The sequence below is a fragment of the Virgibacillus sp. W0430 genome (assembly GCF_051846935.1).
Classification (GTDB): Bacteria; Bacillota; Bacilli; order Bacillales; family Amphibacillaceae; genus JBPYCR01.
The window spans coordinates 144744-159522 of record NZ_JBPYCS010000002.1 but is presented as its reverse complement, the minus strand read 5'-3'; the positions used below and the strand labels follow the sequence as shown (position 1 = coordinate 159522).

The window sequence follows — 14779 nt, the reverse complement described above, 5'->3', positions numbered from 1 at the left end:
GGAGCATTAACTTTTACAGTATGTTAAATTTGTTTTTTTACAGTTGACATAATGTAAATTAGTTGTTGAGATAGATGTGTAATAATACTAATAATTTAAATAATATTGACATTTTGACAAAATAATTGTACGATTCGTTAAGTGAATAAACGTTTTGTGTATGTTCTACTAAAAGGAGGTAAGTAAAAGGTGAAAGACACGTACCAGCTGAAGGTAAGTGATGTTTTTGATCGTACGTATTTCCATAATACAGAAGTAGTGGCAGGTAAAGGTGGTTTAAATGAATGTATTCGTTGGGTGCATATATTGGAAATAACCGAAATTGGGCACTTGTTAAATGGCCATGAGCTTATTTTAACAACCGGAGTTGGGTGGCAGGAGAATGAAAAGTTAAGCTTGTCCTTTTTGAAGCAATTAATTGATAAGAAAGCTTCAGGCCTTTGCGTGGAATTAGGTACATATATAAAAGAAATACCTAAAGATATGATTGAAATGGCCAACAGATATAATTTTCCAATTATTTCGTTTAAGGAGGAAGTTCGTTTTATTGATATAACTCAGGATTTGAATGGACTATTAATGGAAGTACATAATCAAATGATCGTAAAATTGGAAGCGATTTCAAATCAATTTAACCGATTACTACTAAATACAAATGGTTTTCAAAAAATTTTGCGTTTATTGCATCAATCTTTAAATGTTCAAGTAATTTATCAGCCGATCGAAAATGAACCCATATTTTACCCTCCTATTAAAAATCATAAAATTAAAGAAATACAAAAACGAATAAAAGCAGCTAAGCCTCAGAGCGTAGTCAATACAACAGCTACAAGTGCCTTAAAGCCGGTTGAAGCACTTGGTAACAAATTCGCCGATTTAATTATTTTATCAACTGAATCAGATTTAACAGAGCTTGATTATTTGGTTCTGGACCGAGCAGCAACAGCGTTGTCCCAAGATCAGTTACGACTACTGTACGTAGAAGAAAAGAAAAAGCATGAAAAGAACCAATGGGTGATGGATTGGTTGCATGGGAAGCACAGCGAAGAAGAAGTCGAACAATACTTTTCCCATCTTGATTCTCCCATGAATAGTAACGGTTGTACTGTGTGTATATGTGAGCTTGATTTAGACCCACAAGAAATAGACTTTACGTATTATATTATGGTTTTTCGAATGATTTTTGAACAAAAGGGATATTATCCACTAGTTTCTTATGAGCGCAACCTAATATTGTTTGCTCTCGTAAATAAAAGGAATAGAACTGATTGGAAGAATCGATTAACTGAAGCAATTGAACTAGTAAAGGATACGGATTTAATAAAAGGTAGAAAGGAAGGAAAAGTGAGGTTCGGAGTTGGTAAGTTGTATGAATCCAATCAGATTCAAAGCAGTTATAAAAATGCTCAAGAAACGCTGTATGTTCAAAAAAAGATGAGAACTACGACTATGTTTTATGACGATTTATACGTGCATCGTTTGTTTCTAAATATAAACCAGCAAAAAGACTTACAGGGATTTATAGAAGATTACTTAGGTCCGCTACTTGAAAATGATAGTGCAAAAAACGGTGAATTACTAGAAACGCTAAGGGTTTTACTGGATGTCAATGGATCACGAAAAGATGCGGCAGATCGCTTATTTATTGTTAGGCAAACATTGTATCACCGAATCGATAAACTAAAGGAATTGCTCGGTGACGACTTTATGGATGGAGAAAAACGACTTGCATTAGAATTGGCAATATATGCTAGGGAGTTTTTAAATTGAGTAGTGTGTAACCGAGATTTTGTACAATGTGTAAAATACAAAAACAAATATCAAGGTAAAATGTCTAATGATTAAATAACTATTTTCTTTATAATCATAAATATCAACGGACACATTGCTAAAATTCTCCTATATTGATAGTGATGGCATTCAAGAATTTTTCCAAGCAAAGTTCTTAGGAGAAAATAATAATGGAGGGAATAGAATGAGAGCGCTTACTAAGTGGTTAAGTTCTACTAATATAAGCAAGCTTTATATAAATGGTGAATGGATAGATTCAGTTAAGAATGAAACTATGCCAGTAATAAATCCGGCTACTAACGAAACGATTGCTAAAGTTGGAGTTGCGAGGAAAGAAGATGTAGAAAAAGCAATCGTTGCAGCAAGAAATGCATTTGATAATGGAGATTGGAAAACGTTTACTGCTTTTCAAAGGTCAGAATTGTTACAAAAAACAGCTAAAAAAATTGAAGAGAACGTGGAGGAATTAGCGAAATTAGAAACATTAAATAATGGTAAAACATTACATGAAGCACGTGGTGATATGGAGGCTGCTGCGGATACATTTCGTTATTACGCTTCAATTATAATGGCTCCAATGGGTGAAACACTCCAAGTGGAAGAACCACTTATTTCAAAGGTTGTTAGAGAACCGATTGGAGTATGTGGTCAAATTATACCTTGGAACTATCCGCTTTTAATGGCCGCCTGGAAATTAGCGCCGGCTATTGCAGCAGGAAATACGTGTGTTTTAAAGCCATCCGAGTTAACGCCTTTAACAGCTATACGGCTTTTTGAAATGATCGAAGAAATCGGATTTCCATCTGGCGTAGTTAATTTAATAAATGGAACAGGAGTAGATACCGGACAACCATTAGTCGAAAGTCATTTGGTTGATAAAATTGCATTTACCGGTGGCACGGAAACAGGAAAAAGAATAATGCAAAACTCTGTATGCAATTTAAAAAGAGTATCACTCGAATTAGGTGGAAAATCTCCCAATATTGTTTTCGCGGATGCAGATTATGAGACTGCTTTAGATCATGCGTCATTTGCGATCTTTAATAATTCTGGTCAAGTATGCTCAGCTGGTTCACGTTTATTAGTAGAAAAAAGTATATACAAAAATTTTGTTAAAGATTTAGTCAAAGTAACTGAAAAAATAAGAGTAGGTAGTGGCTTTGATGAAGAGACACAAATGGGTCCACTTATAAGTAAAAACCATCTAGAAAAAGTGAGAAGTTATATTGAACTAGGTAAAAAGGAAGCGACATTAGTATGTGGAGGAAACAAAGTTACTAACGACAAGTTGAGCAACGGTAACTTTATAGAACCGACCATTTTTATGGACGTTGATCCGAAAGCAACAATTGCACAAGAGGAAATTTTTGGACCTGTTCTATCTGTTATTCCATTTGAGTCAGAAGAAGAAGCGTTACAAATTGCTAATGATTCACCTTATGGCTTGGCAGCTGGAATTTTTACAAATGATGTAGCGAAAGCAGAACGAATGTCTAGGAAACTACGAGTTGGTGTAACTTGGATTAACACATACGAACAAAATTTAATTGAAGGTCCTTGGGGGGGTTATAAAGCGAGTGGTATTGGTAGGGAACTAGGCACATATGGTTTAGATGAATATACAGAAGTAAAGCAAATGATTAATACTTTAAATGTTGCGCCAACAGGTTGGTTTTCTAATTAATAGAGTTATAGAATTGATCAAGAACTAGCATAGGAGGAATTATGATGGAAAAAGTTGTTGTATTAGGTGCTACCGGAACAATTGGAAGTGTTATTGTTAAGGATTTAGTAGGAAGTGGCGTCGATGTGATCGCAGCAGACTTAGAACAGTCCAAGTTAGAAGAATTAAAAAAGTGGTCAGAAGAAAAAATCGAAGTTAAAACGTTAAATATTAAAGATGAGCGTGCAACAATAGACCTTCTAAAACAAGGGAAAGTATGTGTAAACGCTACGAATTACATATTTAACATTAACGTTATGAAAGCATCTGCTGCTGCAGGAGTTAGTGTTCTTGATTTAGGAGGATTGTTTAACCGTACGAAAGAACAATTGAAGCTCGACGAAGAAATGAAAGATGCAAATGTATTGTCCATAGTTGGGATGGGATCTGATCCAGGAGTTTCAAATGTATTTAGCCGATATGGTGTGGAGTATCTGGATGGTGCAGAAGAGATACATGTCAGATATGGGTCTACAACTTCTGGAGCAACATTTACATTTGCTATTGATACAATTATTGATGAATTTATTAATCCAGCATTGGTTGTAAAAGACGGCGATTTACAGGAGATACCGCCACTAGGTGATGAAGAACTAACTGTGTTTCATGATGATATTGGCGCACAACAAACCTATTCAATTATTCATTCCGAGCTTGCAACTTTCCCAACGAGCTTTCCAAATGTTAAGCATATAACATACAAAGATTCATGGGATCCGAATACAATTGAAAAAATTAAAACTTTAATATTACTAGGATTATTAGATGAAAATTCTTATGAAATTAGAGGAGAAACTATTATCCCACGTCGACAAACGGTTTCGATGATGCAAACAGTTCTTGGCGCAAAAGAAAAGCCGAATTGGGGTAAAGATGCACTTCTAGTTGAAGTAAAAGGGGTAAAAAATGGGAATAAAGCTTCTGTTAAATTAGAAATGATCACTGGCTATCAACCTGAATGGAATGCAAGCCCAACTCAATATGCTACCGCTGTACCTGCATCCATTGTAGCGCAAATGCTTTTAAATGAAGAGATCACTGAAAAAGGTGTTAAACCTCCTGAACAATGTGTGGATGCTAATACATTTATTTCTTACTTAAAGCAAAAGAACGTAAAAGTAAATATTACGTATACAGAAACGGAAGTATAACAACTCAATTTATCTTCATTAGAATAACGGCAAGTGCATTGACGATACAACAGAACGGTGTGCCAAGCCGTTATTCTAATGACTAGTTTTATAGTAGATATATGAAGATATATAGGACACTTTGTAAAAAAATATAAAAATGATGTTACTAATTGACTAATGATTATTATTTGTTTAGCAGATAAAATATAAGCATTCTCTTCATTTTATTAAAGTAAGGAAACAAAAATTAATGAGTAAGGCATTTTCAATATGAAAGCGATTGCATTAATTTCACTCTAATCGAAAGGGGTGTTGCTTCAACCTTTATTGAAATTTAATTCTTAAAGATTTTAATGAAACAGATTTTAATATTAAAAAGGGGAGATTATTATGGGGACAACACTTCTTAAAAATTTTATTGATGGAAAATGGCAAAAATCTTCAAGTGAAAATATGCAAACAGTAAAATCACCAGTTACTGGGGAAGAATTGTACAAAGCACCAGATGCAACAAAACAAGAAATTGATGCAGCTGTTGCTGCTGCACGAAAAGCACAAGGGCCGTGGGCTGCTAAAACTGCGTGGGAACGTGCTGAGATCTGTCATCAAATTGCAGATGCAATTGATAAGCATGCAGAGAGAATAGCTAGAATTTTAACTGAGGAACAAGGTAAACCATATACTCACGAGGCAATTCCTGGATTAGAAGAAACTGCTGTAAACTTTAGAATAGCAGCGGAGGATGTAAAAAGACAAGAAACAGCAATTATACCATCAATGGATAAGAACAAGCGTATATTAACTTTTCGTGAGGCACATGGCGTTTATGCGTGTATTATTCCTTGGAACTTTCCAACGCTTATGTTGTCAGAATTTATGGGACCTGCAATTGCTGCTGGGAATACGGTTATTTTCAAGCCATCAGAATGGACTCCAGGAACAATAGCTGCATTAACAGAAGTATTCGAAGAAACAGATTTACCTGCAGGGGTATTTAATCTTGTTTATGGTGGCGGCGAAGTAGGGCAGCAGTTAGTTGAACATCCAGGGGTTGATGCACTTGGTTTTATTGGATCCCATGTGACAGCAGAAAAGATAGCTCGAAGCGCAGGTTTAAAGCCGTCAATTCTCGAAGCGAGCGGTAATGGACCAACTGTTGTATGTGAAGATGCAGATTTAGAAAAAGCGGCTAAAGGTGTAGTGGAGGCAGCCTTTTATTGTGCAGGGCAAGTATGTTGCTCAACTGAAAGAGTAATTGTTCATGAAAATGTACATGATCAGTTTGTAGAATTAGTAGTAAAAGAGGCGAAGATGTGGGAGTTAGGAGATCCTTTTGATCCTAATACAAAAGTTGGCCCGATGAATAATGAACCAACGGCAGCTAAAATGGAAGCTCACGTTAAAGATGCAGTAGAGAAAGGGGCAAAGGTACTCTTAGGTGGAAAAAGAGACACAAGCCGACCAACTGAGCTTTATTTTCAACCAACGGTTATTGATAATGTTAGTACGGATACGCTTATTAATAAACATGAAACGTTTGGGCCAATTGTACCAATAATTACCGTAAAGAATGATGACGAAGCACTTGAAATTGCGAATGATTCATATCTCGGCTTGCAAGCTGCGGTATATACGAGAGATTCTTCCCGAGCGTTTAAATATATGAACAGCTTCCGAACTGGAAATGTCGTAATTAACGAACACTCAAATTACTGGGAACCTCACGTACCATTTGGAGCAGCTACCGGAACAAATACAGGATGGGGTCGTATTGGTGGTAAGTATACGATGCTTGATATGACACAACTGCGTACAGTTGTATGGGACTTTAAAGAGTAAAACGCCAATTAAATTTATAATTATTAAAATGAAGTGGGTGCGAATTGGATTCACATATTCGCACCTATTATTGTTCACAAAACGTATACAATAAATTTTCAGATTAAATAAAATAATCAGTTTACTAATATGGAGGTGCTTTAAATGAAGGAAGCGAGCTATAAAACACGGTGGACAATGCTTTTAATAGCGTATTTAGGATTAATATCATGCTTTATTCCGTATGTTGGTTACTCTACACAAGTTGCTGCAATTATGGAAGACGTAGGTATTAATTATACTCAGGCAGGTTTGTTAGCGTCTGTAACAGCTTTAGTTGGAGGAATTATACTTCCATTCACTGGTGGCATTGTTGAGAAGTGGGGCGCTAAAAAAATTATTATAATTGGATTAATAATCTCTGCTGTCAGTCAAGTTATATTTGCTTATATGCCAGATTATTCATCTCTAGTATTTTCAAGAGCGCTTGCAGGCTTGGGTGTCGGATTACTATTTGTGGGTCCCTATACAATGGCAATTAAATGGTTTGAAGATGTAGGTAATAACGGTGTTGCATTAGGAGTTATGTTTACTTCCGATGGGATTGGGACTGCTTTTGCACTTTATCTATTTGCTATTATTTTGTCAGTTATGGGTTGGAGAACCGGTTCAGCCTTAGGAGGTATCTTTCTCGTAATAGTCCTTCTTTTGACTATATTTATATTAAAGGAACCACCGAGTTTTGAAAAGCAGAAAGTAAATAGAAGTGATACGAAATTAAGCTTTAAAGAATATGTCGGTGTACTTAAAAATCGAAATGTTATTGTTGCGATTGCTTTCTTTGTAGGGGAGTGGGGTCTGTATGCGGTAATGGCCTATTGGGTTCCTACATTACTTATAGAAGATGCCGGCTGGTCGGAAAGTCTAGCAGGGTTTCTTACATCCTTATATGTCTTAATAGGTGTTGTACCTTCCATTATATTTGGGTTAATATCAGATAGAATGGGGAAAAGAAAGATATTTGTCGTTATTGCTGGATTATGGATGACAATTAATGTAGGCCTCCTAACACTTGCGATTTATAATGGGGCATATGGACTTGCTGCGTTTATTATGCCGCTAATTGGAATAGGAGTATATACTGGAATGCCAGTAGCATTAGCATTAGCTTCAGAATCAGTTGATAGTAAACTCGTTGGTATTGTAAATGGTTTTGTTTTGGGAATCGGCTTTCTAGTAGGTGGTTTTACGTATCCTTCAATAATGGGATATATAAAGGATACAACTGGAGCATATACGACGGGGTTCGTTGGTTTAATTATAGCAACACTCATATTAACATTTCTACTTGCATTAATAGGAAAGGATACGAATAAAACAGAAGTTCAGCAAGATGAAAGCGTTGTAAGTTAATACGAGAACAAATTACGTTGCCAAAACTTTAAATGAAGCTTCGGGAAAATTATTTTCTCGGAGTTTTCTTTCGGCATTGCTCTTTTGCTTATTGGCAATAAATTAAAATGGATTAGGAGACTAAAAAATTGGCATATATATTTTTATCATTCGCAATACTAACGGAGATTATTGGAACGACTTTATTAAAAGCTTCGGAGGGATTTTCAAAAATACCATTGTTCATAATGGGTTTCATAAGTTTTGGGATAGCATTGGTTTTTATGACAATTTCTTTTAAAACAATTCCGCTTAGTATCGGTTATGCGATATGGTCGGGAGTTGGAACCGCAGGAACAGCTATAATTGGGTTTCTTATTTGGAAGGAAAAGCTTTCAATATCTAGTTATACTGGCATGGTACTAATCGTTATCGGAGTAATATTATTAAACGTACCATCAACGAGATAAATAGGATGAATGAAATGTCAAAAGGAGCTTATATTAAAATGATAAGTAATCATCTTGTAAAATATGAAAAAATGATTATACGTAATTCAACATATAGTGATATTAATGAGCTCGTTCAATTATCGACAGTTGGATTCCCAGGAATGGAGCCATTTACAGCTGCCGATTTTAAAAGTCATCTTAATATTTTTCCACAAGGACAGTATTGTGTGGAGCACGAAGGAAAAATAATTGGATCTTGTACAAGCATGATTATTAATTTTGACGATTATTTGGATGAAGACAGCTTCGATAAAATTACATTTTACGGTTCTATTAAAAATCATAATCCTAATGGCCATCACCTTTATGGTGTGGATGTTGTCGTCCATCCAAGGTATCGAAATATGAAAGTGGGAAGTAAATTGTACGAGGCTAGGAAAAATCTGTGTACGCGATTGAATTTAAAATCTATAATTTTTGGGGGCCGTATTCCTGGGTATTACAGATATGCTCAAGATATGACAGCAATGGATTATGTACAAAAAGTATTAAAGGGGATAATTTATGATCCTACACTAACCTTTCAATTGAATCAAGGATTTACCTTCAAGAAAGTTATTCCAAATTATTTGCCAGATGATAATGACTCGTTAAAATATGCTACATTAATGGAATGGGTTAATTCAACTTATAATAAATGAACGCTTAACTATAAATGATGTTATCAGCGTAAAATCTATTGTTTATTCCTTTTACCTTCTGTCTAATGATTAAATAGTGTTCTATCAGTATACTTAGTGATAACAAAAAAGATAGATGAACAACAAAACAGGAGGTATTCATATGGGAGAAACGAAACAAGATATACGTGATTTAAAGAACTTTATTAATTCCAATTGGGTTGATTCGAATACAGAGCAATATCAAAATGTACAAAACCCAGCAACAGATGAAACGATTGCAAGAGTACCAATTTCATCCTTTAGCGATGTAGATCAAGCAGTAGAATCTGCGAAAAATGCTTTTAAGAGTTGGAGGAAAACACCCGTTCCAAAGCGAGCAAGAGTTTTATTTAAATTTCATCAGATCTTAAGTGATAATCATGAAGAATTGGCAAAACTCGTAACACAGGAAAATGGGAAAAGCTATAAAGAAGCATATGGTGAAGTATTGCGAGGAATTGAATGTGTTGAATTTGCTGCAGGCGCTCCAAGCTTAATGATGGGGGAAAACTTATCTACGATTGCAACCGATATTGATTCGCAAATGTTTAGATATCCGTTAGGTGTTGTAGCAGGCATTTCCCCGTTTAACTTTCCGATGATGGTTCCATTCTGGATGTTCCCTCTAGCAATTGCATGTGGCAATACGTTTGTTTTAAAGCCTTCAGAGCGAACCCCGATTTTAGCAAATAGAGTTGCTGAAATGTTCACAGAGGCAGGTCTTCCAGATGGCGTGTTTAATATTGTGCATGGCGCGCATGATGTCGTAAATGGACTTTTAACCCATGAGGATGTGAAAGCGGTTTCTTTTGTTGGGTCTGAACCGGTAGCAAAATATGTTTACGAACAAGCTGCTAAAAACGGGAAACGTGTACAAGCGCTGGCGGGAGCAAAAAATCATCATATTGTTATGCCAGACGCGGATCAAAATACAGCAATACAAAACATAATTAGTTCCGCTTTTGGAAGTGCGGGACAAAGGTGTATGGCTTGTAGTGCTGTTGTTGTTGTTGGAGATGGGGATAAATTTGTTGAACAGTTAACAAAAAAAATAAATGAAGTGAAAATGGGAAATGGAATGGAAGATGACGTTGTATTAACTCCTGTCATACGAGAGGAGAGTCGAGCAAACGCACTCAAATATATTGACTTAGGTATTAAAGAAGGGGCTAAGCTTCTTCGAGATGGAAGGGAAGATTGCGACAGCTTTGATAAAGGATATTTTTTAGGACCAACTGTATTTGATCATGTTAGACCGGATATGGCAATAGCAAAAGATGAAATATTTGCCCCTGTGCTTAGTATTTTGCGCGCGCAAGATTTAGATGAAGCTTTGGAAATTGTTAATAGATCTAAATTTGGAAACTCGGCTACATTATTTTCTCAAGATGCAAAGGCGGTAAGACAATTCCGTGAAGAAGCAGAGCCAGGAATGCTTGGTGTAAATATCGGGGTTCCTGCTCCTATGGCATTTTTCCCATTCTCTGGAACAAAAAGCTCTTTTTATGGTGATCTTCATGCAAACGGCAAAGATGGTGTTAATTTTTATACACAGAAAAAAATGATCACATCACGATTTTAAATTAACGAATAAAGAATGAGCTTAAGCAGAGTCAACATAGGCGTTCGTTCTATTATAGAAAAGCGAATGCCTTTTTGTAAAAGGAAGGAGTTAAAAGAATGGCTGTAAAAGCACAACATCTATCAGAAAAAGACGGAAAATATGTATGGCATGGCATGCGTCCATTTGATCCGAAGGCGACAATGATAATGTCAAAAGCAGATGGAGCATGGGTTACAGATTCAGAAGGCAATCGTTACTTAGATGGAATGTCCGGCTTGTGGTGTGTCAATGTTGGGTATGGCCGGGAGGAATTGGCTCAAGCTTCTTATGACCAATTAAAAGAAATGGCATATTTTCCACTCACACATAGTCATAAACCAGCAATTGAGCTAGCGGAAAAACTTAATGAGTGGCTTGATGATGAATATGTTATTTTCTTTTCGAATAGTGGCTCAGAGGCAAATGAAACGGCCTTTAAAATTGCCCGTCAATACCATCGTTTAAAGGGAAATCATGATCGATATAAGTTTATTTCAAGATATCGATCGTATCATGGTAATACAGCAGCCTCTTTAGCTGCAACAGGCCAAGCTCAACGAAAGTATATGTATGAGCCGTTAGCCTCTGGATTTCTGCACGTGGCGCCTCCTGATTGCTATCGAAGTGCATTTAACTCAGAGGATGGAACTTGTTGTACGCATAGTGCCGATGAAATCGAACGTGTTATTAACTGGGAATTGGAAGAAACGATTGCTGGCGTAATAATGGAAGCAAATATAACTGGTGGTGGTGTTCTAATTCCTCATGATCATTATTTACAAAATGTAAGAGAAATTTGCGATCGCCGTGGTACGTTACTTATTATAGATGAAGTAATCAATGGATTCGGTCGTACAGGCAAGGCATTTGGATATATGCATTCAGGAATTAAACCAGATATTGTTACAATGGCCAAGGGGATTACAAGTGCTTATTTACCACTATCTGCAACGGCAGTTAAAAAGGAAATATTTGATGCGTTTAAAGGAACAGAAACGTATGATATGTTCCGACACGTTAATACGTATGGTGGCAGCCCTGCAGCTTGTGCAGTCGCTCTAAAAAACCTTGAAATAATAGAAAGAGAAGATTTAATCAATCAATCTAAAAAAATGGGTGAGCAGTTATATGACGGGCTAAAAGGTCTGTACAATCATCCAAATGTAGGTGATATTCGATATAAAGGATTGCTGTTAGGTATCGAGCTAGTTGAAGATATAGAAACAAAAACGCCGGCACTTCCTAGTAAAGTGGATAAGGTGATTGCTTTGTGTAAACAAGCAGGATTAATTATTGGAAAAAATGGCTATACAGTAGAAGGCTTTAACAATATATTAACGCTTAGTCCTCCTCTAAGCATAACGGATGATGACTTAACATTTATTATAAAAACAGTAAACGAGTCAATTGCACAATTATGAATAAAACACCCCTTCAATCGCTTAATTCAAAGGTAGATTGAAGGGGTGTATTTATATTTAGGGTTTTGGATTAGTTTGTGGAAAATCAGGAATGATCTTCGACACAAAAAAAATGGCGGAAAGCTTCTGATTTCCCATTACTTATCGAATGATTTATAACCTATAAAATAAACGAGTTGATAAGGTATTAAATATAAAAAAAGATAAAGGAAGAGCGACTATTTCACAATAAGCACTGGACAATCTACGCGTTTAGCGACTTTATGACTGACACTTCCTAAAACCATTTCTTGTAGCGTATTCAAACCTCTGCTGCCAATAATAACTAATTCGTGATCGCCATTATTCGCGTAATTTACAATCGTCGGACCCGGCTCTCCGTGTAAAATGTTCACTTCATAGGTTAAATTATTCGCTTGTAGCTTTTCTTCAGCAGGTAACAGCTTCTTCCGCCGTGATAATTCCAAGTCATCTTTTCCTTGAGAATGGAGAATGTCACTTTTTGCTTTTGAAAAATCAGCAACTAATACAACTTCTATGATGCTCTCTTTTCCTAAAGAGGCAATTTTTACAGCTTCATCGGTCGCTCTTAACGAATGCTCGGATCCGTCAACGGCTAATAGGATTTTTTTATACATATTTGCACTCCTTTTTGAAAAGCTGGCAAATGTTTATATTTGATTATACGTGATGCACTGCCAACTTATCAATAATCTTTTTACTAGAGGAATTCAACCCTCTTAACGTAATTCGATTATTGTTTTCTTTGTATTTTGATACGACTTTATCAATTGCACCTACGGCAGAATCATCCCATATGTGTGCATTCGTGAAATCTATTACAATTGTCTTGTTTTGTACAGTAAAGTCAAAAGCGTGTGTAAAGTCATCGACAGAAGCAAAGAACAGCTGACCATTTACGGAAAAGGCGAGTTCTTCGGCAGTATGATCTATTTGTTTGACAACATTTATTTTGGAAATTTTTGCGACAAAGAAAATTGCACTTAAAATTACACCGGCAATAACACCTTTAGAGAGATCATGTGTTGCAACGACAATACCGACAGTAGCAAGCATGACGACGGCGTCTGTTTTCGGTGCCTTCACAACATAAGTGAAGGACGACCAATCAAATGTGCCAATGGATACCATAATCATAATTCCGACGAGAACAGGCATTGGAATCTGAACAACTAAATCCCCTAAAACAATGATTAAAAACATAAGGAATGCCCCAGCAATAAAGGTAGATAAACGCCCTCTACCGCCTGATTTTACGTTTATAACGGATTGACCGATCATAGCACAACCAGCCATACCACCAAAAAATCCAGTAATTATATTAGCAATACCTTGTCCGCGTGATTCTCTGTTTTTATCGCTTTCCGTATCTGTCATGTCATCGACAATGGAAGCAGTGAGCAATGATTCTAGTAGACCAACAATAGCGAGTGCAAGAGAAAAAGGAAAAATGATTGCAAGTGTTTCTAAGTTAAATGGTACATTTGGAATGAAAAATTCAGGTAACGTGCTAGGAATAGTACCTAAATCACCAACAGTTCGCAAGTCAATGTTGGCATAAATAGCCACACTTGTTAATAAAACAATCGCTATTAATGGTGCAGGTATTGATTTAACAAAGCGTGGGAGCACATAAACAATTAATAACGTAATTGCCACAAATAAATAGGTTGTATTCGATATACCAAGAAAATGTGGCACTTGCGCCATAAAGATTAAAATTGCTAGCGCATTTACAAAGCCAATCATTACGGCTCTAGGAATAAATTTCATTACTTTTGCTACTTTAAATACACCGAATAGAAACTGAATAACACCTGTTAATATTGTAGCTGCTAATAAATATTGCAAGCCATGCTCTTTAACGAGCGGGAGCATTAATAAAGCCATCGCCCCTGTAGCAGCAGATATCATACCAGGCCGGCCACCTACAAATGCGATAATGACTGCGATACAAAAAGATGCATACAGCCCGACCATTGGATCGACACCAGCAATTATAGAGAAAGCAATCGCTTCAGGTATAAGAGCCAAAGCGACAACGATACCAGCTAAAATATCATTTTTTATATTTCCAAACCATTGTTGTTTTAATTGTTGAACGTTCATTTGTACACCTCTTTTATATGTGCGGTTTATTTTTGGCGTTAGATTAGATAGACAACAAGGATCATAGCATAAATTGAACAAACAGCCAAATGGCAAGTAAGCGCAAACATCCGTCGTTCTCTACCAAATACTTTATAATCCTTCAATTTATTCATGGATAGTATAAAAGAGTTGTTTTGAATAGGAACGGATATAACCATTTATAATGGAGTATAAATGAGATGTGTTTTTGTTAAAGGGCTTCATTTTTATGTTATGATGATGGTTTGTTAAGTTAATTGCTTGGAGGCTTCCTTATGACAAAAGAAATTATGACGGTAGCACAAGTTGCCGAGTATTTACAATTAAGCGAAATGACTACGTATAAATTAGTGCAGAATGGCAAAATCCCTGGCTTTAAGATTGGTCGCCATTGGCGTGTAAAAAAAGAAGACTTAAATGAGTTTATTGAAAGACTGAAAAAAGGAGAAAGATTATAAAGTGCTTAGGTGTTTATCCCTGAGCCTTTTTTAAATTGGAGCGGTTCATGAGTGCCTTATTCCCCTTGTTTATCTACTTTATCGCATACGAGTTTAAAAATAGATACGTAGATTT

12 protein-coding genes are annotated in these 14779 nt (G+C 36.1%); 10 read left to right on the top strand and 2 right to left on the bottom strand.

The annotated features are described in order from the left end of the window. Positions 1 to 189 precede the first annotated feature (189 nt). The 9 genes from ACLIBH_RS01850 to ACLIBH_RS01810 all read left to right on the top strand — a co-directional run bounded on the left by ACLIBH_RS01850 (position 190) and on the right by ACLIBH_RS01810 (position 12055). On the top strand, positions 190 to 1770 hold the full coding sequence (locus ACLIBH_RS01850; RefSeq protein ID WP_439314965.1) for a PucR family transcriptional regulator: 1581 nt from the start codon (positions 190 to 192) through the stop codon (positions 1768 to 1770). Positions 1771 to 1975: 205 nt separating this feature from the next. After that, the gene (locus ACLIBH_RS01845; RefSeq protein ID WP_439314964.1) at positions 1976 to 3475 is read left to right on the top strand and encodes an aldehyde dehydrogenase family protein; all 1500 of its coding nucleotides are present in this window, start codon (positions 1976 to 1978) and stop codon (positions 3473 to 3475) included. Positions 3476 to 3516: 41 nt separating this feature from the next. Beyond that, entirely contained in the window at positions 3517 to 4665 is a 1149-nt protein-coding gene (locus ACLIBH_RS01840; RefSeq protein ID WP_439314963.1) for a saccharopine dehydrogenase C-terminal domain-containing protein, read from the top strand. 372 nt (positions 4666 to 5037) lie between these two features. Then, entirely contained in the window at positions 5038 to 6486 is a 1449-nt protein-coding gene (locus ACLIBH_RS01835; protein WP_439314962.1) for an aldehyde dehydrogenase family protein, read from the top strand. Positions 6487 to 6630: 144 nt separating this feature from the next. Continuing rightward, positions 6631 to 7878: an MFS transporter gene (locus ACLIBH_RS01830; protein WP_439314961.1), complete on the top strand. Its 1248-nt coding sequence runs from the start codon at positions 6631 to 6633 to the stop codon at positions 7876 to 7878. A gap of 128 nt (positions 7879 to 8006) precedes the next feature. Beyond that, positions 8007 to 8327: a DMT family transporter gene (locus tag ACLIBH_RS01825; RefSeq protein ID WP_439314960.1), complete on the top strand. Its 321-nt coding sequence runs from the start codon at positions 8007 to 8009 to the stop codon at positions 8325 to 8327. A 14-nt stretch (positions 8328 to 8341) separates the two neighbouring features. After that, positions 8342 to 9010, top strand: coding sequence for a GNAT family N-acetyltransferase (locus tag ACLIBH_RS01820; RefSeq protein WP_439314959.1), 669 nt, complete (start codon positions 8342 to 8344; stop codon positions 9008 to 9010). Positions 9011 to 9152: 142 nt separating this feature from the next. Then, a complete protein-coding gene (locus tag ACLIBH_RS01815; RefSeq protein ID WP_439314958.1) occupies positions 9153 to 10613 on the top strand; it encodes a CoA-acylating methylmalonate-semialdehyde dehydrogenase in 1461 nt (486 codons plus the stop codon). Positions 10614 to 10711: 98 nt separating this feature from the next. Beyond that, positions 10712 to 12055, top strand: a complete 1344-nt coding sequence (locus ACLIBH_RS01810) for an aspartate aminotransferase family protein (protein ID WP_439314957.1) — start codon at positions 10712 to 10714, stop codon at positions 12053 to 12055. Positions 12056 to 12273: 218 nt separating this feature from the next. On the opposite strand, the gene ACLIBH_RS01805 is transcribed toward ACLIBH_RS01810, so the two are convergent. Both ACLIBH_RS01805 and ACLIBH_RS01800 read right to left on the bottom strand, forming a co-directional pair. Continuing rightward, a complete protein-coding gene (locus ACLIBH_RS01805; protein ID WP_439314956.1) occupies positions 12274 to 12693 on the bottom strand; it encodes a universal stress protein in 420 nt (139 codons plus the stop codon). Between the two features lie 43 nt (positions 12694 to 12736). Then, positions 12737 to 14185 (bottom strand): SulP family inorganic anion transporter, encoded by a 1449-nt coding sequence (locus ACLIBH_RS01800; protein WP_439314955.1) that lies wholly within the window; start codon positions 14183 to 14185, stop codon positions 12737 to 12739. Between the two features lie 296 nt (positions 14186 to 14481). Between ACLIBH_RS01800 and ACLIBH_RS01795 the strand changes: the two genes are divergently transcribed. After that, entirely contained in the window at positions 14482 to 14664 is a 183-nt protein-coding gene (locus ACLIBH_RS01795) for a helix-turn-helix domain-containing protein (RefSeq protein ID WP_439314954.1), read from the top strand. Positions 14665 to 14779 lie beyond the last annotated feature (115 nt).